Source organism: Stenotrophomonas nitritireducens (assembly GCF_001700965.1).
Taxonomy (GTDB): domain Bacteria; phylum Pseudomonadota; class Gammaproteobacteria; order Xanthomonadales; family Xanthomonadaceae; genus Stenotrophomonas; species Stenotrophomonas nitritireducens_A.
The window spans coordinates 3,458,599-3,484,516 of sequence record NZ_CP016756.1; the positions used below are offsets into that span (position 1 = coordinate 3,458,599).

At 60.4% G+C, this 25,918-nt stretch carries 26 protein-coding genes and 1 pseudogene; 20 read left to right on the top strand and 7 right to left on the bottom strand.

What is annotated here, in order from left to right:
* Positions 1-4: 4 nt before the first annotated feature.
* Positions 5-670, top strand: coding sequence for a response regulator transcription factor (locus BCV67_RS14675; RefSeq protein ID WP_062168888.1), 666 nt, complete (start codon positions 5-7; stop codon positions 668-670).
* A 60-nt stretch (positions 671-730) separates the two neighbouring features.
* Positions 731-2,086, top strand: a complete 1,356-nt coding sequence (locus BCV67_RS14680; protein WP_231732381.1) for a sensor histidine kinase — start codon at positions 731-733, stop codon at positions 2,084-2,086.
* A 13-nt stretch (positions 2,087-2,099) separates the two neighbouring features.
* Here the strand turns inward: BCV67_RS14680 and BCV67_RS14685 are convergent, their stop codons facing one another.
* Together BCV67_RS14685 and BCV67_RS14690 are read right to left on the bottom strand one after the other, a co-directional pair.
* Positions 2,100-2,807: a VIT1/CCC1 transporter family protein gene (locus BCV67_RS14685; protein ID WP_062168884.1), complete on the bottom strand. Its 708-nt coding sequence runs from the start codon at positions 2,805-2,807 to the stop codon at positions 2,100-2,102.
* 41 nt (positions 2,808-2,848) lie between these two features.
* A complete protein-coding gene (locus BCV67_RS14690; RefSeq protein ID WP_062168882.1) occupies positions 2,849-3,400 on the bottom strand; it encodes a cytochrome b in 552 nt (183 codons plus the stop codon).
* Positions 3,401-3,710: 310 nt separating this feature from the next.
* On the opposite strand from BCV67_RS14690, the gene BCV67_RS14695 reads away from it, so the two are divergent.
* From BCV67_RS14695 to BCV67_RS14710, 4 genes are read left to right on the top strand one after another with little or no spacing between them, the layout of a single operon-like run.
* Positions 3,711-4,934: an efflux RND transporter periplasmic adaptor subunit gene (locus BCV67_RS14695; RefSeq protein WP_062168880.1), complete on the top strand. Its 1,224-nt coding sequence runs from the start codon at positions 3,711-3,713 to the stop codon at positions 4,932-4,934.
* A 13-nt stretch (positions 4,935-4,947) separates the two neighbouring features.
* Positions 4,948-8,043 carry an efflux RND transporter permease subunit gene (locus tag BCV67_RS14700; RefSeq protein WP_062168878.1) on the top strand — a complete coding sequence of 1,032 codons (3,096 nt, stop codon included), beginning with the start codon at positions 4,948-4,950 and terminating at the stop codon, positions 8,041-8,043.
* A complete protein-coding gene (locus BCV67_RS14705) occupies positions 8,040-8,360 on the top strand; it encodes a DUF3240 family protein (protein WP_062168876.1) in 321 nt (106 codons plus the stop codon). Before BCV67_RS14700 ends, BCV67_RS14705 begins: the two co-directional genes overlap by 4 nt.
* The gene (locus BCV67_RS14710) at positions 8,357-9,655 is read left to right on the top strand and encodes a TolC family protein (RefSeq protein WP_231732380.1); all 1,299 of its coding nucleotides are present in this window, start codon (positions 8,357-8,359) and stop codon (positions 9,653-9,655) included. Before BCV67_RS14705 ends, BCV67_RS14710 begins: the two co-directional genes overlap by 4 nt.
* 219 nt (positions 9,656-9,874) lie before the next feature.
* Here BCV67_RS14710 and BCV67_RS14715 read toward each other — a convergent pair.
* From BCV67_RS14715 to BCV67_RS14725, 3 genes and pseudogenes are all read right to left on the bottom strand, one after another.
* Positions 9,875-10,087 (bottom strand): annotated as a pseudogene (locus tag BCV67_RS14715) (arsenic resistance protein); the annotation flags it as partial.
* 20 nt (positions 10,088-10,107) lie between these two features.
* Complete coding sequence (locus BCV67_RS14720; RefSeq protein WP_062168870.1) at positions 10,108-10,599, bottom strand: arsenate reductase ArsC; 492 nt, start codon at positions 10,597-10,599, stop codon at positions 10,108-10,110.
* Between the two features lie 24 nt (positions 10,600-10,623).
* Positions 10,624-10,938: an ArsR/SmtB family transcription factor gene (locus tag BCV67_RS14725; RefSeq protein ID WP_062168868.1), complete on the bottom strand. Its 315-nt coding sequence runs from the start codon at positions 10,936-10,938 to the stop codon at positions 10,624-10,626.
* Between the two features lie 40 nt (positions 10,939-10,978).
* On the opposite strand from BCV67_RS14725, the gene arsH reads away from it, so the two are divergent.
* The 5 genes from arsH to BCV67_RS14750 all read left to right on the top strand — a co-directional run bounded on the left by arsH (position 10,979) and on the right by BCV67_RS14750 (position 15,253).
* Positions 10,979-11,719 (top strand): arsenical resistance protein ArsH, encoded by a 741-nt coding sequence (arsH, locus tag BCV67_RS14730; RefSeq protein ID WP_062168866.1) that lies wholly within the window; start codon positions 10,979-10,981, stop codon positions 11,717-11,719.
* A complete protein-coding gene (arsC, locus tag BCV67_RS14735; protein ID WP_062168864.1) occupies positions 11,716-12,135 on the top strand; it encodes an arsenate reductase (glutaredoxin) in 420 nt (139 codons plus the stop codon). Before arsH ends, arsC begins: the two co-directional genes overlap by 4 nt.
* A 54-nt stretch (positions 12,136-12,189) precedes the next feature.
* Positions 12,190-13,392: a chromate efflux transporter gene (gene chrA, locus BCV67_RS14740; RefSeq protein WP_062168862.1), complete on the top strand. Its 1,203-nt coding sequence runs from the start codon at positions 12,190-12,192 to the stop codon at positions 13,390-13,392.
* Positions 13,393-13,805: 413 nt separating this feature from the next.
* Positions 13,806-14,762: a DUF932 domain-containing protein gene (locus BCV67_RS14745; RefSeq protein ID WP_062168860.1), complete on the top strand. Its 957-nt coding sequence runs from the start codon at positions 13,806-13,808 to the stop codon at positions 14,760-14,762.
* Positions 14,759-15,253: a JAB domain-containing protein gene (locus tag BCV67_RS14750; RefSeq protein ID WP_062168858.1), complete on the top strand. Its 495-nt coding sequence runs from the start codon at positions 14,759-14,761 to the stop codon at positions 15,251-15,253. The genes BCV67_RS14745 and BCV67_RS14750 overlap by 4 nt, the downstream gene beginning before the upstream one ends.
* Positions 15,254-15,500: 247 nt before the next feature.
* Here BCV67_RS14750 and BCV67_RS19670 read toward each other — a convergent pair whose 3' ends face one another.
* Positions 15,501-15,848, bottom strand: a complete 348-nt coding sequence (locus BCV67_RS19670; RefSeq protein ID WP_082746590.1) for a helix-turn-helix domain-containing protein — start codon at positions 15,846-15,848, stop codon at positions 15,501-15,503.
* 164 nt (positions 15,849-16,012) lie between these two features.
* Here BCV67_RS19670 and BCV67_RS14755 point away from each other — a divergent pair, with 164 nt between their 5' ends.
* The 7 genes from BCV67_RS14755 (at position 16,013) to BCV67_RS14795 (ending at position 21,834) form a co-directional block, all read left to right on the top strand.
* Entirely contained in the window at positions 16,013-16,699 is a 687-nt protein-coding gene (locus tag BCV67_RS14755; RefSeq protein WP_062168856.1) for a J domain-containing protein, read from the top strand.
* Between the two features lie 22 nt (positions 16,700-16,721).
* Positions 16,722-16,937 (top strand): hypothetical protein, encoded by a 216-nt coding sequence (locus tag BCV67_RS14760; RefSeq protein ID WP_062168854.1) that lies wholly within the window; start codon positions 16,722-16,724, stop codon positions 16,935-16,937.
* 32 nt (positions 16,938-16,969) lie between these two features.
* Positions 16,970-17,209 carry a hypothetical protein gene (locus BCV67_RS14765; RefSeq protein ID WP_231732379.1) on the top strand — a complete coding sequence of 80 codons (240 nt, stop codon included), beginning with the start codon at positions 16,970-16,972 and terminating at the stop codon, positions 17,207-17,209.
* A gap of 101 nt (positions 17,210-17,310) precedes the next feature.
* The gene (locus tag BCV67_RS14770) at positions 17,311-18,264 is read left to right on the top strand and encodes a toxin-antitoxin system YwqK family antitoxin (protein ID WP_062168850.1); all 954 of its coding nucleotides are present in this window, start codon (positions 17,311-17,313) and stop codon (positions 18,262-18,264) included.
* Positions 18,265-18,354: 90 nt separating this feature from the next.
* On the top strand, positions 18,355-18,972 hold the full coding sequence (locus BCV67_RS14775; RefSeq protein WP_062168848.1) for a hypothetical protein: 618 nt from the start codon (positions 18,355-18,357) through the stop codon (positions 18,970-18,972).
* A 931-nt stretch (positions 18,973-19,903) separates the two neighbouring features.
* Positions 19,904-20,398: a hypothetical protein gene (locus tag BCV67_RS14785; RefSeq protein WP_062168843.1), complete on the top strand. Its 495-nt coding sequence runs from the start codon at positions 19,904-19,906 to the stop codon at positions 20,396-20,398.
* A 348-nt stretch (positions 20,399-20,746) separates the two neighbouring features.
* Positions 20,747-21,834 (top strand): IS3 family transposase gene (locus tag BCV67_RS14795; RefSeq protein WP_231732378.1). Its coding sequence is split into 2 segments (ribosomal slippage): positions 20,747-20,999 and positions 20,999-21,834, totalling 1,089 coding nucleotides; the frame shifts between segments, so codons are not numbered across the junction.
* A 41-nt stretch (positions 21,835-21,875) separates the two neighbouring features.
* Here the strand turns inward: BCV67_RS14795 and BCV67_RS14800 are convergent.
* Positions 21,876-23,333 carry a DUF3987 domain-containing protein gene (locus BCV67_RS14800; RefSeq protein ID WP_172837752.1) on the bottom strand — a complete coding sequence of 486 codons (1,458 nt, stop codon included), beginning with the start codon at positions 23,331-23,333 and terminating at the stop codon, positions 21,876-21,878.
* 341 nt (positions 23,334-23,674) lie between these two features.
* On the opposite strand from BCV67_RS14800, the gene BCV67_RS20560 reads away from it, so the two are divergent.
* Positions 23,675-24,172 (top strand): helix-turn-helix transcriptional regulator, encoded by a 498-nt coding sequence (locus tag BCV67_RS20560; RefSeq protein ID WP_231732377.1) that lies wholly within the window; start codon positions 23,675-23,677, stop codon positions 24,170-24,172.
* A gap of 471 nt (positions 24,173-24,643) precedes the next feature.
* Positions 24,644-25,879 (top strand): inovirus-type Gp2 protein, encoded by a 1,236-nt coding sequence (locus BCV67_RS14810; RefSeq protein ID WP_062168834.1) that lies wholly within the window; start codon positions 24,644-24,646, stop codon positions 25,877-25,879.
* Positions 25,880-25,918: the final 39 nt, after the last annotated feature.

The following is a 25,918-nucleotide window of genomic DNA, read 5'->3' on the forward strand; positions in this document are numbered from 1 at the left end:
GCACATGCGCATATTGATCGTGGAAGACTCGCAAACGCTGGCCGAAGCCCTGAGCCAGAGCCTTCAGTCGGAAGGCTATGCCTGCGATACAGCAGCCGATGGCGTGTCCGCGCTGAAGTTTCTTGCCAGCTACCGGTACGACGCCATCATTCTGGACTTGATGCTGCCCCGGCTGGACGGCTTTGGCGTGTTGCGCACATTGAGCCGGGAGGCCCATGCCGCACCGGTGTTGGTGCTCTCCGCGCGCGAACTGCTCGACGACCGGGTGCGGGCCTTGGATGCGGGTGCCGATGACTACCTGACAAAACCCTTCGAGCTGGCCGAGCTGCTGGCTCGCCTGCGGGCGCTGGTGCGGCGTCCGCCGCAACGGGACGTTCCAGTTCTGCGCCACGGCGATCTGGAGGTCGATCCGCGCTCGCGCACCGCGAGATTCAAGTGCATGGATCTTGGGCTCACGCCGAAGGAATATGGACTGCTCGACTTGCTGCTGCGTCGGCGCGGCGCCACGTTATCTCGCCCGCAGATTTTTGAACATTTGTACGACAGCCGCAGCGATGCATCGGACAAGGTGGTGGAGGTGATCGTCAGCACCCTGCGAACCAAGCTCGCCCAGTGCGGCCTGGATGAACTGATCGTGACACGACGTGGCTTCGGCTACATCCTGCCCTGAACGATGGTACGCCCCGATTCCGAAGCCCTTTCTGATGCGAGTCAAGGCGGATCCTGGTCCTTGCAGCGGCGGCTGGCTGCCAGCCTGGTGATCTGCATTGGAGGAACCTTCGCGATCCTGTTTCCCGTTCTCGACTACTGGATCGACCACGAAATCTACCGACGGATGGACACCACCCTGATGCAACGATCGGCGGCGGTGGGGCGCGTGCTGCAGGAGTTGGATGCGAGACAGCTCGAAAGCCTCATGCCGGAATACGAGCCTAGCGGGCATACCGAGTTCTTCACGGTCTTTGATTCGCAGACCCACCGGACCTTGCTGCGTTCGCCCAGCAGTGCTGGGGCCGAGCTTGCACTTGGGCCACTGGAGCAAGGCACCCCGCGCTATTACGACGTGACACTCCCGGATGGCCACGCGGGTCGCGCGCTGGCGACGCGCATATCCGTAGCTGGCGAAAAGTCCCGGCTGCTGGTCGTGGCGACTGAACGCAGGGATTGGGATCAAACCGAGCGGCGCATCCACTTCGCGCTCCTGGGCGGTATCGTCCTGGCGACGCTCTTGGCCACGGGCCTAGCGCTGCTCATGGTTCGGCGCATCGTGGTCATGCTGGAGCGCGTCGGCGTGCAACTGGCCGACCTGCGTACGGATCGGCCGATTGCGCGGATCGGAGCGGACTTTCCCCGCGAACTGCGGCCGTTTGCCGAAGCCTTCAATCAGGGCTTGCATCACCTGTATGCGGCCATTGTCCGCGAGCGCCGCTTCTCCCGCGACGTGGCCCACGAGTTGCGCACGCCCCTGGCGGAAATCCGCATCAGCGCAGAAAGCGCTTTGATCGATGCCGACCCGGCCCGAATCCAGCGCGCCCTGAATGCAACGATCCAGGCCAGTTCACGCATGCAGCGCAGTGTGGACACTCTGCTGTTGTTGGCGCGGCTTGAGTCCGGTCAACACACACTGGTGCTGGATCCTCTGGATCTAACAGCTTTGCTGCAAGAGTTACTGGCGGGACTCAACGTCCAGCAAATGGCACCTAAGTCACCCATCCGCGTGACTTTGCCTGAATCGGCATGGGTGCAAAGCGATCAGGGCGTGATCGAACGCATCGTCTCCAACCTCTTGCGCAATGCCATCGAATACGCGCCCGAAGGCGACGACATTCAATGTCGGCTGGAGCGCGCGGCTTCCGGCTGGATGTTGACCATCGTCAACACAGCTCCCAATTTGCAGGCATCCGATCTGGATCAATTCGGCCTTCGCTTCTGGCGCAAGGATTCCGAAGGTGGCACGGCGCACCACGCCGGGCTGGGACTTGCACTGGCTCTGGCGCTCGCGCATGCCATAGACCTGCCGCTGGCGTTCTCACTGGACAACGGTCGGCTGTCCGCGCGGCTTGGCCCTTGGCCACCGCTGCTCTGACATTGACACAGATCTACACCGCAGTGCCGAACATGGCTCCCACGCCCGCTGTCACCGCCATGGCAAATGTGCCCCAGAACGCGACGCGCAGCGCACTTTTGAAGAGCGGCGTACCACCCACGGCAGCAGCCGCAGCGCCGAGCAGGGCCAGGAAGACAATCGCCGTCGCGACGGTCCAATAGAGCAGGCTCTGCTCCGGCGCCAACAGAACCACGGCCAGCGGCATGGCTGCACCCACGGCGAAGCTTCCAGCGGACGCCATGGCGGCTTGCAGCGGGCGAGCGCTCAAGGTTTCAGAAATGCCCAATTCATCGCGCGCGTGCGCGCCCAGCGCATCATGCGCCATCAATTGCGTGGCGACCTGATCCGCGAGTCGATGATCCAGGCCACGCCGGACATAGATGGCCGTTAGTTCCCGATGCTCTGCTTCCGGACTGTTTTCCAGTTCATCACGTTCCCGCGCTAAATCCGCCTTCTCCGTATCAGCTTGTGAATAGACCGACACGAACTTGCCTGCAGCCATGGACATGGCACCGGCTACCAACCCCGCGATGGCCGTGGTCATGATGCTGGCATGGCTTGCATGGGCAGCAGCCACGCCTGCAACTAGGCTGGCCGTGGAAATGATGCCGTCATTGGCACCCAGAACAGCGGCGCGCAGCCATCCGATATGTTCAGTGCGGTGACTTTCAGGGTGGGCGCGGTGGTGAAATTTTGTCATTGGAAAATCAAATCCATGTGAAGCAGCCCAAGGCCAGCAGTTCAGGGACGATGACCGGGGAGCATGCGAACCAGGGTGGTGTCACGCATGACGTAGTGGTGCAACAGCGCCGCCATCGCATGCAATCCGATCAAGACATAGCCCAATGTCGCCAGCGCCTCATGGACATCCTTGAGTTGGCGCGACAAAGCAACGTCGGTGCCGATCAGAGACGGACTGGGCAAGCCAAACAGAACAATCGGCTTGCCCGCCGCACTCAAGGTGAGCCATCCGAGCAGCGGCATGGCGAGCATGAAGCTGTAGAGCGCATAGTGCATGACATCGGCGAGCGTGGCCTGCCAGCGTGGCATGGGTGGTTGGATCGCGGGCATCGCGCCCGCCTGGCTGCGCACCCAGACACGAATAAGGACGATCACCAGAACGCTGAGGCCCAGCAGGTAGTGCAAGGACTTCATGGCGTCTGTCAAGGCGCCCTTGGGTGCCAGTCCGCGCAGCTCCATGCTCGCATAGACCGCGATGATGAGAAGCACGGTCAGCCAATGCAGTCCTATGACCAAAGGACTGAAACGGTATTCGGAATTCCTGAAATTCATGGTGTATGGATGCGATGTTTGAGGTAGCAAAGGCGCACCGCTGGCATATCAGAGCAAGTTACTGATAAATCAGTTTATCGATTGCTTGCTGCTCAAAGCAGGCGTTTCGCCGAAATACATCGTACTGAGCAAATTTCGCTTTCTCCAAAGCCTTCTCAAAGCTTCATCGAAGAACATGAGCCGATCTTTTACAAGAGATCGACCGCATGTTTCGCCTCATTAACCTCGCGCACCGCTCCATATGCGACGGATTTTCAATCCCCGCTGTGTGCTTTCTACTCTGCTCTACGTCGTTTGGGGCGGCACAAGCATGAGCTTCCCGACCTTGAAAACGGCGGGCACAGCCAGCCGAACTAAGACCTTGGCCTTGTCTGTCGTCAGTGTGGCAGTTCTGGCTGCCGTAGGGTACGGCTGGTGGGCTCGGACAACGCAGCAGACAACCGTAGCCGATAAAGACGCGAGCGAGGCTGTCGCCCAACCGAACGCTGGCGGCGTTCACCTCAACGCCGCTCAGCTTCGCGCGCAGGGTGTAGAAACCGCACTCGTCAAGGATGCCGCAGTGATACCGCTGGATGGCTTACCCGCGCAGACGGTGGCACCACTCTCGGCCAGCGCGCAGGTCGTGGCGCCATATGGCGGTGTGGTGACGCGCGTTCTGGTCGATGAGGGCGCCGCAGTGCGCCAAGGACAGGCGCTGGCGCGCATCCAGAGCAAGGACGTTCTGGCGTCGCAGGCTGATCTGGCGCGTGCCCGAACCGAAGCGGCGGTGGCCGCGGCGCAGGCCCGGCGCGATGCCACGCTCCTGGCCGAGGGCATCATCCCAGCCACGCGCAACGAGCAAACCCAAGCGCGCGCGGCGGCTGCGCAAAGTACGTTGCAAGAGGCCAATGGCGCCCTCGCACGGCTTCGACCCGTTAGCGGCGGGCAGGCCGGCGAGTATGAATTGCTGGCGCCTTTGTCCGGGCGGGTGATGCGCCGTCACCTGAGCCTCGGGCAGGCGGTCGCGCCGCTCGACATCGCCTTTACAGTGGCTCAGCCTGGCCCTCTGGATGTCAGCGTCGCGGTTCCGCTGCGCTGGCGCTCAGATCTCCACCCAGGCTTGGAAGTGCGTCTTCCCGATGGCACGATCGCTCGCGTGACGGCTGTTGGTGGCGACACTGACCTCAGTAGTCAGAGCCTGCGGGTACGTGCCCGCGTCGATGCAGATCAGGCAGGGGCAGACCGCTATGCGGCCGGGCAGCAGATCAGTGTCGCGCTGTTGCTGCCAGCACCGCAGGGCACCTTGAGCGTGCCATCGGCCGCACTGCTGCCAGCGGGCAGCGCCCACGTGCTCTACGTTGCTGAGCCGTCATCGCAAGACAAGCAAGGCGACCTACGCGTCCGCGCTGTTCCGGTGCAACTGCTGGGGCAAGACGAATCAGAGGCGTCAAGCGCCGTGCGTGCCGTTTCGCCAGACACTGCGCCGCTTGCGGCAAGCATGCAGGTCGTTGTGCGCGGTACGGCACTGCTCAAATCCATGATTCCATTGCAATGAGGGGCGACCACGCATGTTGTCCCGTCTGATTGAATTCTCCCTGCGCCAACGTGCGCTGGTACTGCTTGGCGTGCTGGCTTTGGCGGGTGCGGGCCTGGCGGCCTTCCTGCAACTGCCGATCGACGCCTATCCAGATATTTCCCCCACGCAGGTCAAGCTGATTATCAAGGCCCCTGGCATGACGCCCGAGGAGGTGGAGTCGCGCGTGATCACGCCGCTGGAGATGGAGTTGCTCGGCGTGCCGCGGGGCGTGATGCTGCGCTCCACGGCCAAGTACGCCATCGCCGACATCACGCTGGACTTTGCCGAAGGCAGCGACATCTACTGGGCGCGTCAGCAGGTGGCTGAACGCTATGCCGGCGTTTCGGGCAGCCTCCCCGAAGGCGTCAGCGGCGGGCTGGCGCCGATTTCGACACCGCTGTCGGACGTGTTCATGTTCACCATCGAAGGCGGTGGCCTCACGTTGAGCGAGCGCCGCGCCCTGCTGGACTGGACGCTGCGCCCGGCTCTGCGCACGCTGCCCGGTGTTGCTGATGTCAACGTGCTGGGTGGAGAAGCCAAGAGCTTTGCTGTGGTGCCGGATCGCGCACGGCTTTCCGCTGCGGGCCTCAGCTTCTCTGATGTCATCACGGCGATCGGCCGCAACAACCGCAATGACGGTGCGGGCCGCCTGGATGCAGGCGAAGACACGCTGATCGTGCGCGCCGAAGGCGCGATCCACACTTTGGACGATTTATCCCGTCTGATCCTGCGCGCGGGGGCCAATGGTACGGCCCCAGTTCGACTGGGCGACGTGGCCCAGGTGCGCATCGAAGGCGTGACGCGATATGGCGCCGTCACCCGGGACGGCGCGGGCGAAGCGGTGGAAGGCATCGTGGTGGCGCTGCGCGGGGCCGATGCCTCGGCGCTGGTCAAAGCCATTCGAGCCCGGCTGGACGAGGTGACTCCCAGCCTGCCGCCCGGCGTCAAGGTGGTGCCGTTCTATGACCGCAGCACGCTGATCGAGCGCGCCGTGGGCACGGTGGAAAGCGCCTTGCTGGAAGCGACGGTACTGGTCGTTATCCTGCTGCTTCTGTTCCTCGGCGAGCTTCGCGCCGCGCTGGTTGTGGCGGTGATGGTGCCTTTGGCGGCACTGGGCACCTTCTTGCTGATGCGTCTGGTCGGCATGAGCGCTAACCTGATGAGCTTGGGGGGCCTCGCGATCGCCATCGGCATGCTGGTGGACGCTGCCGTAGTGGTGGTGGAAAACGCCGTCAGTCGGCTCGACCCGCACGCGCCCAGTGCGCACCAGCCGCGCCTGCACCGCATATTCGCGGCGGCGCGCGAGGTCGCCGTGCCCGTGGCCTCCGGCATCCTCATCATCTGCCTTACCTTCATGCCCCTGCTCACGCTGCAAGGGTTGGAAGGCAAGCTGTTCGTGCCGGTGGCGCTGACCATCGTGTTCGCCCTGGGCGTCTCGCTGCTGCTGTCGTTCACGCTGGTGCCTGTGCTGGCCTCGCTGCTGCTCAAGGAACACGCGCACACCGAGCCGTGGGTGATGCGCTGGGCTACGCGCCTGTACCAACCGCTGCTGGAGGCTGCGCTTCACCACCCGCTACGCGCATCGGCAGTCGCCATCGCGGCCCTGGCATTGGGTGTGGTGGCCTACCTCGGCACGGGCAAGGCGTTCATGCCGACGATGGACGAAGGCGATATCTTGCTGCAACTGCAAAAACCGCCGTCCATTGGGCTGCAGCGCTCGCTGGAGATTGACTTGGCCGTGCAGAAGGCCATCAGTGCGGCAGTGCCCGAGGTGCGGCACAGCATCGGGCGGGTGGGCTCGGACGAGCTGGGGCTCGACCCGATGGGCCTGAACGAAACCGACCTGTTCATGCAGCTCGCACCGCGCAAGGATTGGCATGCAGCCGACAAGGAGGCCTTGAGTGCCGAGATACGCAAGGTGATGGATGCCTTCCCCGGCCTGGAATTCGGCTTTACCCAGCCCATCGAGATGCGCATCTCAGAAATGCTCACCGGCAGCCGGGGCGACGTGGCCGTCAAGCTGTTCGGCCCTGATCTGCAAACACTGGGCGATCTGGCGCAGCGCATGGCCGCTCGCATCGAGAAAGTGCCCGGTGCGCGCGACGTGCTCACCCAGGCCAGCGACAGCGTGGAATACCTGCAGGTGAAGGTGGATGCGCAGGCGGCGGGGCGCGCCGGGCTGGCCGTAACACAGGTTCAGGACGAGTTGCGCGCGCAACTCGAAGGCGTTCCGGCCGGGCTGGTGATCGAGCCGGACAGGCGCACGCCCATCGTGGTGCGCGGGGATGCCCGGCTGCGCGGATCGGCCGAGCGGTTCAAGGACTTGCAGCTCGCCCGTGGCGATCAGGGCGAAATCCCCCTGGCCTCGCTGGCGCGCATCGCCACCACCGATGGCCCCGTGCTGGTGCGGCGCGAGAACGGCTCGCGCTTCGCACTGATCCAGTCCAGCGTGAGCGGGCGCGATCTGGTCGGCTTCGTGGATGAAGCGCGCGCAGCCGTGGCGCGCGACGTGCCGCTGCCGCCCGGCTATCGCGTCGAATGGGGCGGGCAGTTTGAGAACCAGCAACGTGCAGCGGCCCGCCTTGGCATGGTGGTGCCGGTGGCCCTGGGGCTGATTTTCTTCGTGCTGTTCATGACCTTCGGCTCGGTGCGGCAGGCCGCGCTCATCCTCGGCAACGTGCCGTTTGCCATGGTCGGCGGCGTGGCGGCGCTGTGGCTATCGGGGCAGTACCTGTCGGTGCCTGCTTCGGTCGGCTTCATCGCGCTGCTGGGCATCGCCGTGCTCAACGGATTGGTGCTGGTGACGCACTTCAACCACCTGCACGCGCTGGGCCTGCCCCTGGAACAGGTGGTGCGTGAAGGTTCTCTGCGACGGCTGCGCCCCGTGCTGATGACGGCTTCCATCACCGCTTTTGGTCTGGTGCCCCTGCTGCTGGCCAGTGGCCCTGGCTCTGAGATCCAGCGCCCACTCGCCATCGTGGTGATTGGCGGGCTGGTCAGCTCCACGGCGCTGACCCTGGTCCTGCTGCCGGTGCTGTACCGGCGATTCGGCCAGGCCATCTCCTCACAACAAGGAGTCCATGCATGAACGGATTGAAAGAAGCGCAACTGGTGCGCCTGAATCTGGTATTTCCACCCACGCTCGAAGACGCCGTCACCGATGCCCTGATGGCCGACCCGGTGCTGCCAGGGTTCACCCTGTTGCACGCCGAAGGGCATACCGGCGACTTCGCGCGCGCGTCCATTCGCGAGAAAGTTCGCGGCCGTGTGGATCGGCGCGTCATCTGGGTGTTGATCGAACCCGAACGGCTGGAACAGGTTCTGGCGCATCTGCGCCAGCGCATCGCATCGAGCGATGTGCGCTGGTGGGTGGAGCCGGTGTTGGCAAGTGGAAGACTGGTATGACGAATAAAAACAAAGGATGCAGCCTGGTGCTGCCGACTGGTTCCGTCATGGTGGCTATCGCGGCTTTGACATTTCATCCCGCGCAAGCGCACGCCGATGATCTCTCTTGGCTGCCTCCGCAGGTGCAAGTCGAAGCGGCGATGAAAACCCAGCCGGTCGTGAATGCAGCAGCCGCTCGCTTGGACGCGGCTGCTGCCACGCAAAGCGCCCTTGAAGCCGGTAGCCACGAGTTTGAACTCAGTAGCGGCCTACAACGTCGAAACGTGACCAACGAAGCGCGTCGCTACAACGAATGGGAAATCCAGCTCAGCCGTGCTGTTCGCTTGCCAAACAAGGCACGTATAGATCGGGACATCGGTAGCCGCACCCGCAGAGTGGCCGATATGCGCCTTGAAGATGCCGAGCACCAAATGGCAAGGCGACTGTTGGAAGTCTGGGCCGGATGGCTGCGCAGTTTCGTCGTAGCCGACGAGATGCAAGCGCAGGAAAAGTTGCTTATACGTGAGCAGGAAGCAATGGCCCGCCGCGTGACCCTGGGCGATGCCGCGCAGCGGGACAGCGACGTTCTGCAAGCCGAACGCGCAATGCTTGCTGCCCAGGTTAGCGCTGCGCGCGACGCAGAACGGGCAGCACGACAAACGGTAGTGATCGAGTTCCCCGGCATTGAGATTCCCGCACGGCCATCCACGCTGCCAGATCCCGATCCCTTGCAGGGCGGGGTACAGGAGTGGCTGGCGCGAATTGTGCGACAAAGCGTCGAAATCGGCATTGCCGATGGAGAGGCAGCTCGCCTTGCCAAGGTGGCCGAGCGAGCTCGCGCCAACCGCACGCCCGACCCCACAGTCGGGGTACGCATGATGTCTGAACGCGGCGGGGCGGAACGTGTCATTGGCGTTGTCCTGACGGTGCCATTTGGCACAGACTATCGCAGTGCAATGGCTGCCACGGAAAGCGCCAATGCGGCGGCCGCAGAGGCGGAGGCGCTCGGCGTGCGGCGCGCGGTGGAGCAAAGTGCGTGGGTCGCCGTGCAGGCTGCCGACAGCAAGCGCACACAGTGGCAGTCATTCGCGCAGGCGCTGGCCGCGCAGACCACGGCCAGCAACCGCACGCGGCGGGCTTGGGAATTGGGAGAGGCCTCCTTGGCCGAATACCTCTTGACGTTGCGCAACCTGCGCCAGACACGACTCGCCGAGGCACAGGTTCGCGTCGATGCGTTGCAAGCATCAGCACTGGTGCGTATCGACGCGCATGCGCTGTGGCATTCGAAGGAGGCACATGCCGATGCCCCCCAATGAATTCCGACTACTGGGCAACGCCCCACTATCCAACGCACCATTCGCACCTCGATTCTTAATCACTCATTTAGCGCTACCAGCGGGTGCGGCGCTGATCATCAGCAGTCTATTGATGGATGGCGGTGGGGACTTCTGGGTCGCCGATCATCTCTATCGCTTGCAGGGCAGCCGATGGGCTTTGCGGGATGCCTGGCTAACCAACAACCTGCTGCATCGGGGTTCCTCGTACTTCACCTTGGCCAGCGGCGGATACATCATCAGAATCAAGCCGATCGCGATCGGAATGTTGGTCGACCCTATCGAAAGGCTGTTCAACGCGTTGGGCACGCCCTCGAACAACGCGCCCAGGCCGACGCCGAGCGCCATGGCGGCGAAGATCCAGAGCGTGAGATACCGGTCCAGGAAGGACAGGCGGGAGGTTTCAGTAGTCATGGGAGTTTCCGGGAGGACGGTCAGTTGATCTGCGCAATCTGATCGAGCTGTGCCTTGAGAGCTTTACGGTCATCCCATGCCCCGTCAGGAATCTCCAGGAAGGCCTTCAGGCGGGCCTTGATGATCTGATGTGCCCGATCGAATGCTTCAGCCTTCTGTGCATCCGAGCCTTCTACGCCGGCCGGATCGGACAAGCCCCAGTGCACGCGCACGAAATCGCCAAACACGACCGGGCACGCTTCGGCAGCCGCGCTGTCGCACACGGTGACTATCAGGTCCATGGCAGCAGCATCCGCTTCGGCAAATTCTTCCCAGGACTTGCTACGCAGGCCCTCCACCGGGAAGCCCTCGCGCTGCAACTGAGCAATGGCGAACGGATTGACCCGACCGGCCGGCTGGCTGCCTGCACTGAAGGACCGATAGCGGCCTTCGCCCCACTTTGTCAGGGTCGATTCGGCCAACACGCTGCGCGCGTAATTGCCGGTACAAAGAAAGAGAACACGACGGGTCATTTTGGCGAACTCTGGGATATGGGGTCAGCATCCTGCGGGGCGTTCACAGGCCTGTTCCTCTGCACAGCAGTTTTCAGTCAGGTAGGCCACCAGCTCGTTCATCGCCACGAACTCGGCTCGGTAGCAGATGGTCCGGCCACGTTGCTCGGCGCTGATCAGTCCCGCAGCAAGCAGTTCCTTCAGGTGGAAAGAGAGTGTGGCGCCAGGCAAAGAGAGCGCATGCGCAATATCGCCAGCCAGCTTGCCGACGCTCCCCGCCTGAACCAGGAGGCGGAAGATCGACAGGCGGGTGGCATGACCCAGGGCAGCCAAGGCGTGGGTTGCTTTTTTGTGTTCCATGATTCTAGAATAATCAAATTAAAATGACAGGACAACCCCCTTGCAGCAGATCCCTAACGTGGTCTCGGGTGCCTTGGACATCCCCACGGCCGCCAAGCTCAGCGATCCGGTCGCCCAGCCACACCGACCACGCATCCTGATCCTGTATGGGTCGCTGCGCCCGCAGTCGTTCAGCCGCAAGCTGGCGCTTGAGTCGCAGCGGCTGCTGGAGCAGCTTGGGGCGGAAACCCGCCTCTTTGATCCACATGAGCTACCGATGCTTGACTCGGTGCCGGCCACTCACTCGAAGGTGCAGGAGCTGCGTAGGGCCTCGCTGTGGTCAGAAGGACACGTGTGGATCAGCCCGGAACGCCACGGCACCCTTACTGCAGTATTCAAGAATCAGATCGACTGGCTGCCACTAGAAGAGGGCAGCGTGCGACCCACTCAGGGCCGGACGCTGGCTGTGATGCAGGTCTGCGGCGGTTCTCAGTCGTTCAACGTGGTCAACGCGCTGCGCGTGCTCGGCCGTTGGATGCGCATGGTCACGATCCCGAACCAATCCTCGGTGGCCAAGGCCTGGCAGGAGTTCGATGACGACGGTCGAATGAAGCCTTCGGCGTACTACGATCGCGTCGTGGACGTGATGGAGGAACTGATCAAGTTCACCCTTCTGGTGCGCGGGCGTAGCGACTACCTGGTGGACCGATACAGCGAGCGCAAGGGGGCCGTTGAGGCGACGGCGCTGGCCGCTGCCGCAGGCGTGGTGGAGACCGTTTTGAACAAAGAGGAAAGTGCGTGAACGCTGTCATCTATCACAACCCCAACTGCGGCACTTCGCGCAATACTTTGGCACTGATTCGCTTCGTCGGCATCGAGCCGGAAGTGATCGACTACCTGGCCAACCCACCCAGCCGTGCGCGCCTAGTCGAGCTCATTACGGCGGCGGGGTTGAGCATGCGCGATGCCATCCGGCAGAAGGGGACGCCGTATGAAGCGCTCGGGCTAGGCGACGCAGGACTGAGCGACGACGCGCTGCTTGATGCGATGCTGGCGCACCCGATACTCATCAATCGTCCTCTCGTACAAACCGATAGGGGTACTCGTCTGTGCCGGCCTTCGGAAGTGGTGCTGGAGATCCTGTCGCCGCTGCCCGGGCCGTTCCGAAAGGAAGATGGAGAGCTGGTGACCGGGCACGCCGGAAGCTCCACGCCGTGATCCCAGTGCCTGGCTGGGCTTGCCGCCGCTGAGAACCACAGGAGGTCATGGTCCATGTCGGCGCTCGATCCCACAACAAGCGACAGCGCGTGGCGCGTCTTCCTGGTATTCCTGCGGCTGGGGCTGACGTCGTTCGGCGGTCCGATCGCCCATCTGGGCTACTTCCGCCTCGAGTTCGTCGAACGCCGCCGTTGGCTGACGGACCGTAGCTACTCTGATTTGGTGGCCCTGTGCCAGTTACTGCCAGGCCCGGCCAGCAGCCAGGTTGGGATGGCGTTGGGCTTGCGCCGCGCTGGCTGGTCTGGCCTGTTGGCTGCTTGGGCTGGCTTTACGCTGCCTTCGGCCGTGCTGATGATCCTGTTCGCTTTGGGGGTTGCCAAATACCAGGGCATCGTTGAATCCGGCTGGCTGCATGGCCTGAAGATCGTGGCAGTTGCTGTGGTGGCTCAAGCAGTATGGGGAATGGCCCGATCCCTGTGCCCGGACCGTCTGAGGGCAGGGATGGCGCTTTTTGCCGCTGTGTTGACTTTGTCCATACCCTCGGTCGTCGGCCAGATCGTGGTGATCATCTTCAGCGGACTGCTCGGTCGCTGGATGCTGAAGATCGAACCTGCTTCCGGCCAATCAGACGGCGGCTATCCCGTCTCGCGAAGAACCGGCACAGTGGCACTGGTGCTACTGGTGCTGCCGCTTGTTCTGCTGCCCGTGTGGGCGGTGGTTAGCGGCTCCCCCTTGGCCGTGCTGTTGGAGGGTGTGTACCGCGCTGGCGCCCTGGTCTTCGGCGGCGGCCATGTCGTGCTGCCGTTGCTGCAGACCGCGGTCGTCCAGAGCGGCACCGTGAGCACGGCGGATCTCCTCGCCGGGTACGGTGCGGCGCAGGCGGTGCCGGGCCCTCTCTTCTCCTTTGCAGCGTATCTGGGGGCTATGGCCGAGGGGCCGCTGGGTGGCTGGGCAGGCGGCCTTGCACTGCTGGTGGTCATTTTCCTGCCAGCCCTTCTTGTGCTCGTGGGGGTGCTGCCGTTCTGGGAGTCCCTGCGCCACCGCAAGGATCTCCAAGCTTCGATTGCAGGCGTCAATGCCGGGATAGTCGGCATCCTGCTGGCGGCGTTGTATGACCCGGTGTGGACGAGCGCGATCCATGACCGATGGGATGTCGCGATGGCACTGGTCGCATTCGGGCTACTGGTCGTTGCACGTGCTCCGCCGGTCCTGGTCGTGTTACTGGCTGCCATGGCGGGTTGGGCGATGACGTGGTAACGCCGCCAGTTCGGTGAGGCGCGTTTTGGCAGCGCAACCTAACGTCTGCTTCTGGCCGGGAGTTGCCGTTCGGCGTGTCGAGCTTGAATGTTGTGCCTCATCGAGATGCTGTCTTTGATTGAAACTTATTTCAGACCCTTAGTACCACAGTGAAGCAGGATCCCCCTGCTTTGCGTGTGCGCCGCGCATTGGCGTATCGCTTCGAGTACTAAGCATGAAAGATAAATCCGAGTTCCTCTACTGCGTCTTCATTGTGGCTGCGGCCATCTTGTCGGCCGTAGCCCGTTGTTCGTTCACCCGCCCCGACCAGTTCGGCCGCGATTCCTACGACTAAACCAACCATCCAGATAGACGCACAGGGCCCGGCATTGTTCGGGCCTTGTGCGTTATGCCGTCTATGAAAGGAGACCGAGATGCATCACGTTGAAACGATGGCTTATGCCGGCCAGGTTCCTTGGCATGGCATCGGAAGCCAGTTGGGTCCTGGCCAGTCCGTTGAAGTATGGCGCGAACGCGCCGGCATGGACTGGTCCTTGGAGGAAGCCGAAGTGCGATTCGCCGCCGAGGCTGAAGGTCAGTATCCGGTGCGGGCATTTCCCGGGCAAAAGGTGCTTTATCGCTCTGACACTAAGCGACCTTTGGCGGTGGTGTCCAAGCGCTATCAAGTAGTCCAGCCGCGGGAGATCCTTGAGTTCTACCGCGACCTGACGCGCTACAGCGGTTTCGAGCTGGAAACCGCCGGTGTCCTGCGTGGCGGGCGTAAGTTCTGGGCATTGGCCCGTACTGGGCAGGGTGTGGCTCTGAAGGGTCAAGATCAGGTCAATGGCTACCTTCTTCTGGCTACGGCCTGTGACGGAACGCTGGCTACCACCGCCCAGTTCACCTCAGTTCGCGTGGTGTGTAACAACACCCTGCAGATCGCTGTTGGGGATCGAACCGGAGCCATCAAGGTCCCGCACCGCAGTGCTTTCGATGCTGACAGGGTCAAGAGCCAGTTGGGTATTGCGGTTGAGGGCTGGCAAGGCTTCGTGGAGCGGATGCAAATTCTCTGTGAGACACCTGTAAACCCTGATTCGGTCGATGGGGTGCTGCGGAATTTGCTCACTTATCCGGCTGCTCAGAATGGGAAGGCAGTCGTGAACGAGCAGGCTGTAGCCAAGGTGCGGGCGTTGTACGACGGGCAGGGAAGAGGTTCGGGCCTAAGGACCAGTAAAGGCACGGCCTTTGGCTTGCTCAACAGCATCACCGAGTTCGTGGACCATCATCGGCGGGCACAGAGTACGGAGAACCGCTTGGATGCGGCTTGGTTCGGTCAGGGGGCACTGCTCAAGCAGAAGGCGTGGAAGGAACTGCTAGGGGAAGCCGCATGAACGCCTCGCTGCAGAAGCAACGCTTGGAAGAGCTACCTGGCGGTTTGAACGAACGTGACAGCTCCGTCCTCTCCAAAGCATTGGAAATCCTAGAGAGCAGAGCAATGGTCAGTGGCCTCCTATTGGGACATCCGGATGTTGCCGGCAGGTTCTTCCGCCTGCGTCTAGGGCATGAGATCCGCGAGCACTTCGAGGTGGCGTTCCTCGATGCCCGTAACCGCCTGATCGCCGTAGAACGGCTGTTTTCGGGCTCTATCGATGGCGCTGAGATCCATCCGCGGATAGTTGTCCAACGTGCCTTGGCCCTGAACGCGGCGGCGGTCCTACTGGCTCACAATCACCCTAGCGGGCATTGCGAGCCGTCAGCAGCGGATCGAGCCATCACCAAGCGGTTGAAGGAAGTATTGGCGATGGTGGAGGTGAGGGTCGTCGACCACCTTGTGGTGTCGGCAAGCCAAGGGACCTCGATGGCTCAGCTCGGGCAGATCTAAGGCCCGGATACTAGGAGAACAGCATGAAGGAAACGGAGACGTCCTGGTCATCGGCCAGGGCGGCAATAGCTCGTGCCAAAGCAGCTGATTTAGACCGGCAGGCCCGCGAGGTAGAGCGCTCAGCTACCGACGGAAACTGGCGCATGAAGGCTCGGGCTAGAGAGGCCGCCACCGGGCTTAGATTGCGAGCTGGGAGGTACTTGGTGGAGGCTCAAAGTCACGAAGAGCAGGATCTCCCACTCTTCCCCTAGCCCGCAGGAGGGGACTTGCCTTCTGCGTAGCCCTTGATCAAGTTCAGAACGGCTTGTTGTCTTGATGCTGGAAGACGTGCGACCAGAAGGATGACTTCTGCCAAGACGTCGGATGTGGCGTGGAAGTAAGCAACAGGAACGCCGAGCGCCTTGGCCAATGCTTCAGCGGTCTCGGGATCAGGATCTCGTAACCCCAACTCGTAGCGCGAGATACGTGGTGCGGCGCTATTGGAATCTTCCAAGCCCAAGACGGCCCCCAAGTCAGCTTGACTCAACCCAGCTTCCAGTCGGGCCGCGCGCAGGCGACGACCAAAGACGGATTTTGGAATGGACGGAGCAGGCATGGAAACGGCACGAAGCAAGCGGTGTCCAAGTCTGCCTGTTTCATCATCGCATCACATTTGCCATTATGGCAAATGCTGGGGCGGTGGTCTTGTCCAGCTGATCCCGTAGCAACCAATCAGACCTTTCAAGAGGCGCGTGCGCCTAAGGATTGACAGATATCCAAATGTCACAAGAGGACCACTACGAAGTCCTCGGGGTTCGCCCCGAGGCACCCCTCTGGGAAATTGAGCTGGCCTACAAGGGCCGGCGGAGCCAGTACCACCCTGACCGCTACGCTGCAGGTGACGAGGCGTCCGTCGCATGGGCGACCGCCAAGATGCAGGCCGTCAACAAGGCCTATGCAGTCCTCAAGGACCCGGACCAACGCGAGCGCTTCGACCGTACCCAAGCGTCGGCGAGGCCGGCTGATCCAGGCCCCCGGACGGAGCGGGCCAAGGCCGCAGAGCCTCCACCGCTCCGCTCACTCCGAGAAGCACTAGAAGGGCTGGAGTTCAGTAACGAGCCCTTCGAGCGCGTGTTCGTGGCTCCGCACATCCCAAGGAAAAAGCTCCTGGGCGCTCTGGACAGCTACGGGGAGCGGCTGCGGGCCCAGGACGTTGTCGTGCTCATCGACGACACCGTGTTCGGTGGTGCCAGGGAGGGCGTTCTCATCACCGAAACCCAGATTCGGTGCAAGGCCAAGTTCGAGCAGGCTGAGATCCGGTTACTGGGTTGTCTGACGGAGATTACCGCCCACGGTGCGCACATCCGGATCCAGGGCGAGCCCTTCATCAGCTTGAGCATTCCTAACCCGGATGACCTGCGACGACTGTTCAGAGCCGTCAGCCACTACTTGCAAGAAACCAACTGATCTCAACCAACAGGGGAATGACATGAAGTACCTGATAGGCCTATACGGCGTGACCGTGCTGATCGCGGCCATATGTTTCGATATCTGGGGGCGCTATGCCTACAAGGGGTTCTTCTACAACCTCGGGCAGGGCCTGGTCTGGCCCGTAGTGGTCTTTCCGTCATTCGGAAAGCTGATCGGCGGTGTGGTCTGGATCGTGGTGATCTTCGCCCTGCTTGTCCTGGTGAAGAGGCGATAAACATGACTCTTCGGAAACGAGCACTTCTCCCAATGGTGATCGTCGTGCTGGCACTCAGTGCCTGCAGCAGCGAGTTGGACAAGGTCCGAGGCCAGTTCGTAGACAACTGCATGAGCAGCGGCGCACCGAAGTCCAACTGCAAATGCGCCATCGACAAGCTGCAGGATCACTACGGCGAGCAGGGCCTGGTGGCCATCAACAGACAGGGTTACCCACCGTCCGACTTCGCCGAGCAGCTGTTCGTTGCTGCGGGCCAGTGTCGGAACCCGTGATAGCGCCTGACGTCCTGCCCGCGAAGTAGGCCGTCGACAGTATCGCTCGTTACCTCTGGCGACCGAATGCCGGCCGCCCGAACATACAGACAAGGAATTCCATGAAAAGTATCAACTACGTTGCAGCCATGCTGGCTGCGCTTCTTCTTGGGGGTTGCAGCAAGCCAGTCCTGGACTGGCGCAACGCAGAGCTGAGTAACGGCAAAATCTACGAAGCCGGCTCCAATGAACCCTTTGATGGACGGGTTACCGGTGTGCCGCACAAGCAGCTCGAACCGCTCCTGGGCTCTCTGAGAACCATCCTTCAGAATCTCAACACCAATCAGACCACCAGCATGACCGCACTGCTGGGCAACTTGGACTATGTCTGCGATGTGGAGGTGGAAGAAGGGTTGGTAGGTGGCCAGTACACCTGCCGCTATCCGCAGTCACAGGTCGTCGCCTACGAAGGCAAGCGGACTGACGGCGGTCTGGATGGGGAGACCGTGTTCCATACGAAGACGGGCAGTCCTGGCGTCATCCTGACGATGCAGAACGGTCGTGTGGAAGGGCCAATCAAGATCTACTTCGCCGAGAAACCCGGGCAGCTCTCTTACCAAGCCACGGCTGTGAACAACGGTCTGGAGGGAGAGGCGATCAGCTACTACCTGAATGGTCAGGTCAAAGTAAAAGCCAACTTCAAAGGCAGCGTGCCTGTAGGGCTGTGGGAAGCCTACTGGGAAGAGAATGGAGCAGTCTCGGAGCGGGGCCTGTATGAGGGCGGAAAGCTGGTCTCACAGACCCATTATCTGCAAGACGGCACGGAATACCTGACGGAACCGGAGATGTGGGCGCTCCACCGTTCGATTTCGGGAAGTGATGATTTCACTCTGACGCCCAAGCAGGAAGTTCTGCTTACAGAGGCGGAGAAACGATACAACGAAGTACGCCTGCTGACGCCGGCCCAGCGCGAAGCGAAGTACCAGGCGGAGCAGGAGAGCATCCGAGCCGACAAGATAGCTCGCGGACTGGATCCGGACTGCTGGGTATGTGACGGATCGGACAAAAGGAACTGACGCGGTAAAGAGGATGGATAGCGGGCGTGCCGATGCACGCCCGCTGCGTGCGCGTGCTTTGATTTTTGCCAAAGAATCTCAGGAGAGACGATGAAGAAGGTAGGTATGTTGGTAGGCGTCATGTGGGCCGTACTAGCCCTGGTGGGCTGCGAGAAGGAAGCGACCCTTACCCAGGCAGGTGACATCAATCTTGCTGGATGCGAAGTGCCGGCGGGTTTGACACCCGTGCAGGCAGAAGCGGTTAGCTGCGCACCTGCGCAAGCAGAGTCGCAGACCACTGCAGGGACGTCTACAGCCGCTTCGGATGAGAGCGTCATCAATGAAGCCCTGGCTCGAGATGCTTTCATCTTCAATCAGTCAGAAGAAGTCGTAGAAGCTAGGCGCTTCGCCGAGGGTGACCTCAATGGCGACGGTGTCAGTGACAAGGCCGTGCTGTTCGTACTGCAGGCCACTGATGGTGGTAACGGTTATGCCACGCACCTGGCGGTCTTCCTCAAAGAAGGTAGTGGTTTGACGTATGCAGACTCACTGCCTGTGTCGGGTTATGGGGAGGGAGTTCAGGAGTTCGCAGTGCAGGGCGGGATGGTTGTCATGAAGATACTGGTACAAGGACCGGGTGATGCTACCTGCTGTCCCTCGGTGGAGAAAAATGTGAGCTACGTTCTTCATAACGGGAAGTTGACTGAGGTAGCTGGCAAACACGAATGAGGAGAGCACGTGCGCGATTCAGTCAGCCGTCGCTAGTGTCTGCTGGCTGAACGCGCCCAGTGCCCTGTCGCCTGGGTGAGATGCCGTCTATCTCAGCGCGACAGCAACGGCTTCCAACGATCCGAAGCCATCGGACCTATCCAATGCAATAAGCTGCTCTTCGCTCTTCAGCCCATAGGGCCCATCTACCCCAAACAGGTAGTGATCGCCTTGAAGTGCACCACATGTCTGGCAATGATTGGCCCAGTATGCAAAATCCGCCGTGCGGCTTCTTGTCAAGCGAAGCCAAGGCGCCCGGGCTTGAATGAAGATCTGGGTCTGTAAGTCCAAGGCTTCCACCGACTTCAGTAGTGCCGGCTCGTCAGAGGTCACTACCTCTCCATCTTGTAGGTCAATCTCCTGAAAGGATGGAACCCACAGGGCTGCCGTGGGGGTGGCGTCACGGCAGTAATAGCAAGTTGTTTGGGATAGCAGGAGCGCGTAGCTGGGGGCGAGTAAGGTGGCGATCATCAAACGTGCGTCAGAAAACGGGACATCGCAGCTAAGCATAGCTTCCCAACACACTTTAAAAGCGCAGCGATCAACTGTCGGACGAGGATTGGTACGACAAGAGGCCACCATCGCTTCCAGGCATTGGCGATCCTTGCATGCAAGCGCTTCCATTTGGTCTTTGGCGCTGCTGGGACAGCTGGCACCATGCCAAACCGGCGTTCCAAGTAGCGTGCCAGTATCACCTCTTCATTGAACGGTTCATGTGACATCGCGGAATTCCTTTAGAGGAGCCCCAATGCTGCGTCAGCGGATTAGGTGGGTCAGCCAGGACTTTCCCATTCTTGAAGGACTGGCCCTGCTGCAAAATTTCGGTCCCATTGACACCAAATATGACAGGGTGCAATATCGGTCTCAATAAGACCGTTTTGGGGGGTGTGTGATGGAAGCGACCGTCACAACATCCGTTGCCGCGAAGATTGTGGGCATCGGTTACGAAGGACTTCGCAGCTACTTGAAGCGCGGCTTGCTAGGAAGAAGCGGCATCATGATCCCGCTTGTGGGAAAGGGTGCCTCTGCTCCAAACGTCAGTTCTGTACGGGCGACGTGGAAGCGCTTTGGCTTTACTGACCTCTGCCTTATGCATCTGGCGAAGCAGCTGATCGAGATGGGTCTAACCTTCGATCAAGCCAACTCCATCGTTTCCAGGGAAGACTTGCGCCCGCTGTTCCGTGGAGGAATTCAGCACTTGGATGCACTGGTCATGACTTGGCCACCCTATCAGGACTACATTTTATTTAGGGGCGAAGATCGACGTCATTTATCGGATCGGCTAGCCGAAGCTAACGGAACTGCCATTCTGATTGATCTGCGGTCAATCGCCGAGAACGTCACGTTCAAGTTGCAGGATAAGCATTCTTGTCCTGTCTCTGAATGATGCATCTCTTGGATGCTTCGCTACCCAACGTAAATGCTTTGGATGGGAAATGTACGCGAGCGTCTGTACAGGTAACACTTCATACTAGGCAGAGATCGGTTCAGATGAATGTATAGTGTCGCTGGATTCTCATGGGAGGATCGAGTGAGAAAGTCAGGACGACTTTGCCGGAACCCCGCCGGTCGTAGCGAGCTTGCTCGATCCTTCCTCCTTTCGAATTAGGGTGTTCCCAGTAGGTCTTAGTCGGGGTGTTTTCTGCTTCGTCGTTTGTAGAGATGGTAATCCCCCCGCAGATTAGCTGACGCCAAAAGTGGAATTTTCTCGTACCCTTTTCCGAGGAGAGGTTCCATGAAGACATCCCGTTTCACCGATAGCCAGATCATCACGGTACTCAAGCAGGCCGAGGCCGGCACGCCCGTGCCGGAGCTGTGTCGCGAGCACGGAATCAGTTCTGCGACGTTCTACAAGTGGCGCAGCAAGTTCGGCGGCATGGACGCATCGCTGATGTCCCAGCTCAAAGAGCTGCAGGAGGAGAACCGGCGCCTGAAGAAGATGTATGCCGAATCGCAGATGACCGCCGAAGTACTCCGCGAGGCGATGGCAAAAAAATGGTGAGGCCATCTCAACGCCGGGAGATGGCCAGGTGGGCAGTGGCGAACAGGGCGCTGAGCATCCGGCACGCCTGCCAAGCGTTTGGGGTCAGCCAGACCTGCTACCGCTATCAAGCCAAAGCGAGCGAAGAAAACGTGCGGATTGCCGATTGGCTTGTCCGGCTGACCACGGCCTATCGCGACTGGGGATTTGGCCTGTGCTTCCTGCACCTGCGCAACGTGAAGGGCTTTGGCTGGAACCACAAGCGGGTGTATCGCATCTATCGGGAGCTGGAGTTGAACCTACGGATCAAACCGAAGAAGCGGTTGGTGCGCGAGCGGCCGGAGCCTTTGGAGGTGCCGGAGACGATCAACCAGGTCTGGTCGATGGACTTCATGCACGACCAGCTGGCTGATGGCCGCAGCTTCCGGCTATTCAACGTGCTCGATGACTTCAACCGCGAGGGACTCGGGATTGAGGTCGATCTGTCGCTGCCATCGGCCCGGGTCATCCGGTCACTGGAGCAGATCATCCAATGGCGCGGCAAGCCAAAGGTCATTCGCTGCGACAACGGCCCCGAATACCTCAGTGGTGCGCTACTGACCTGGGCCGAACGCGAAGGCATCCGGATCGAGCACATCCAGCCGGGCAAGCCACAGCAGAATGCTTACGTCGAACGCTACAACCGCACCGTCCGCTATGCCTGGCTGGCCACGACCTTGTTCGACACCATCGAGCAGGTGCAGAACAAGGCCACGCGCTGGCTATGGACGTACAACCACGAGCGCCCCAACATGGCGCTCGGCGGCATCACGCCAGCAATGAAACTGGCGATGGCCGCATAGCTCCACTTTTGGCAGCCGCTAAAAGCGGGGGGATTACCAGATTAGCTGGAAAACGGGTCTGGATCGACCCGCTTTCGTTGCCACATGTAAGTGCGATGAGAAACGCGCCGTAGTCGGGTTTCGCCGTCATTATTGAATTCTTCCACTTCTTTCGTGCTTTTCAGCCATTCCAGCGCAGCGTCAAACTTACTTCTCGGCATGTCGGCTAGCAGAAAAACGTCTTCCAATGAGGCGGTACGATGTATTCGATCCCGGGTTGAGGCGGTATCCAGGCACGTTAATATAAAATCGGAATTTTGCCAGGTTGTCCGCCTTTTAATAGGTTTAGATTTTCTTGTGGTCCAGTCTCTTGCGCGCTTTTTGGCGGCTGCCTCTGCTTTTGCGATTGCCTTATCAGAGTACTTCGCGGGCGCGTCCACAAACACCCAGCGATACTGCGAAAGTGACCATTCCATGATCGCCCAGGCGCGTTTCACCATGTCAAGCGTGACTGGTCCCGGGCGGTCACAAAACACCTGAAGTACTACAGCAATACGCAGCGTGTTCTCCCAGGCCCTGCCAGCGGCCCCGTCGATGTCACGATACTCGGTCCTTTTCCATTCCTTCAGGTAGTGGCCCAAGGCCCCCATATAGGTTAGAGCATTGATATCCAGCCCAATGGGCGTTCGGGTGAAGTCTCCCGAGTCATAACGGGCATTGATCTGAGAGGCCAGCACCGCCATCCGGGCATGATAGTCGTCGGGGCTATAGTGCCCGGAAGGAGTTTGGTAGGACTCATTCTCTGGGAATCTCTCGGGGTCGTAGCAGCCCACAACGGAGCGCGGCCACCAACCCACGGCACATTCTCGGCGGCCGTGCCGAGCCAAATGGTCGTATATCAGGTCTGGCTGGATTCGAAATCCAATGCTCCAACGTGCGTCAGCGGCGACCAAATTGACCCTGTGTACCTGAAGATCCAGCGGCGGATCACCGCTCCATAGCTGCGTCAGAGCGCTGAGGTGCTTCTTGAACAGATCGGTAGCCAAGAGAGTCGCACTGTCTTCGCACTGGAGGGTCATGTTCATGCCGTCTCCATCCAGAACTTCCATTAGCCGACGAAAGCTGATGGTCTGGCTCACCAATGTTTCTACGCGAGGAGTGGGCGGCGTCGTTGAAGCTTCCCCAGTCACTCGCTTTCCCCGGCCCTGACGTGTCAGGGCCTTGTGAGCCCTGATGAAGTGCTTGAAAAACTCACGGTAGGAGCGTCCTTTGCCACACGTGGTTGGCGCGAGCGCGCACGTGTTGATCGTCGCAGGCAGCACCTCCCCGTCCGGTGCTTGGCAATCAAAGCCGCAATGAACGATGGCTCCGGCAGCACCCAAGGCATCGGTCAAGGCCACTGCTGCGGGCACGTCCTTCTTGGTGATGACATACAGCGCGGCAGAGAGCAGAGGTTCTGGCAGTTGATCGATCGGACAGATCGGCTGGTGACGCGGATAGGGGAGAGGTGTCTCAAACAAAGGTGACTCCGTCGGCGGAAATAGCGGACCTCTACAGGCTAGACGTTCAGGCGTAGATGGCAATAGGTCCGCGTTTTGGCCGGATGCGCCGCTGGCGTAATGCATGGTGTTTTGGACGATATTGGATAAGCCGAGTTAACCCCGTAGACGAAAAGCTGAGAAGGCGTCCCGATGCGAAGCTCGGTGGCGACGTGAGTGGCGTCAAGATGTCCCAGGAGATCGATTTTGCGCGGAATGGTCGGAGCGGCAAGGCGCGGGGCACCGCGGGGCAGTGTCCCTTTGCAGGGTGCCGGGAACGGGACGTGCAAATTCTTTGATAAAAGTCCCATGGCAGCAGTTCGATGCACCTGGTTTACTGCACCCGCACCCGGCCGACACCACAGCGCCGGGTGAACATCATGGTCCACTACAGCGAGGTAGCTATGAAAAGTAATGTGTCAGCCCGATATCCGACGCGTCGCCGCAAGGCTGTGTGTGAACACAGTGGCCTGGGTGACAATTCCGAAGCTTGTTCGGAGTATGAGGTAGAAGAGGGTCCCGAGGCGGCGCGCGTAGCGGACGCCGCCTCGGGCGAGCACCATTGTGTGGCGTTGGTTGATCAGCCGAAGGACCCGGTGATGCCTGCCTTCATTGCCCCTGCACCCGATAGCTTTTTGCGCGAGAAACAGGTGCTGGTAACTGTCGGTTTGGGCCGTTCGTCGATCTGGTCCTTTTCCAATCCGCGCTCGCGTTACTATGACCCTTCTTTCCCGAAGCCGGTGAAGCTTGGTGCGCGCGCAGTAGCATGGCGAGCGAGTGAGATCTTTGCCTGGGTCGCCTCGCGTCGTGCTTTCAAGTGAGCGATTCGCTAACTCGGCAGCGTTGAGGTATTGGCCTGAAGCAGGAATTGCGTGTGCCTGGCGGGATTCAGTACGGGAATTTCCAAGGAATTCCCGTGGACTGAATTTCGGATATATAGATTATCTATCTAATCTATCTAATCTATCTAATCTATATATCTGGGTAGTTAATCTGTCTTCGAGGTAATCAAGCTGATCTGTATTTCTGTGTAATCCATCCGTGCAGCTATTAGTCCGTGTAGATATATCCGCAATTAGTTTGCGATCTACTTGTTAGTTACTGTTTCAAGTTTATAAAATTGACCTGCGGTTACTTCATGACTGGCATCGCTGGCAAGGCTTTTTGCCGAGCTGCTGTCAGCGTGAGGTCATTCATTGCGTCAATCTCTTTTACGCTCCCTGTCAACGCTTTCGAGTGACTGCGCCTAATTGCCGCAGGAGCAGGGCGGGGTGCTCCATTCCGGAAATAACATGAAAAATCGTAAGCAGAAGGGAGCCCCGGATTCAGCGTGGGCGATTAAGGTCAAAAAGATTCTTAAGGCAGAAGCGGTTCGCGAACGCCTGGTTGAGACCTGCGTTCGTGTGGTGAGTCAGAACGGTCTGGTGCGAGTCCCTGGTACCGAGCAGTACTACTGCACCGACCAGGAAGCTGTCTGGTTCACGGGTACCGATGACACGGCGTTCAAGGACTTCACCTCGATAACGTTGGCTGAGCTGTACGAGGCTCTCCGGTGCGAGGGGGAGCCCGGCACGCTGGCTTCGCGCCGAAAGGCATTGGATCCGTTGCCCGCTTATATGCTGACCAAGGTGGGGAAGCTGATCGTGAGTGCGTGTGCGCTGTATCGCCAAGAGTGGGCGATAACATACATCAACCACGTGTTCAACCCTGAAACCACTGTCCTGATGCGTGCGATGAAGCGCTACGCACGGTCCATCCGCCACTCCAAGATGGGAGAGGGGCTGCAGTCAGAGGATCTGGCGCTCTTGCTGGATCGGTTCTGCCGGTTTGTGCGTCGTGCGTGCGGCACGTGGCGCTTCATCAACGCAGTACGTGAACAGAACAAGCAAGCGCAGGCGAACTTCAACAGCGCTCGTGAGTACATCTGCTACTTGGCGCAGCGCCACTCAAAGCTGCTGATCATGCGCATTGATCTGTACCACAGTCCGTACTACGACGCGCCAGGCGCATACAAGCACATTGACCGCTTCCTGAACTGGCTGCGCGACAGTGCATGGTGCAGGCGTCACCTGCCGGACTACTTGGGTTTCATCATCAAGTGCGAGAACGGGGTAGTGCGCGGCATGCACTGGCACCTGATGGTGATCTGTGAGGGCAACGAGCAGCAGAATGGCGGTTGGCTGTCTCAGCAGCTCGGTGAGGCGTGGATGGCTCGTGTCGGGGCGACGGCAGGCAGTTACCATAACTGTTGGGGCGATCGAAAGAACTATGAGTATGACGGACTGGGTGTACTCACCCTCAAGGACAGGGAGAAAATGATCGGACTGCGTGCCGCGCTGCACTATCTGACCAAGCAGGACTGCGTGCTCAAGCTGACCAATGATAAGACCCGCAACTTCTGGCGGTCGACGATGAGTAGCAAAGAGCCGAGCAAGCGCGGCCGACCGCGAACGGAGGAGAACAGCGTGCAACTGCTCAAGGAGATGTTGGGCGGGCGTCGTAGCAAGTATCCGCCTGACGTTCGCTGACTGAGGGTGTGATTGCAGCATCTTGTTCGCTGCTGGTTA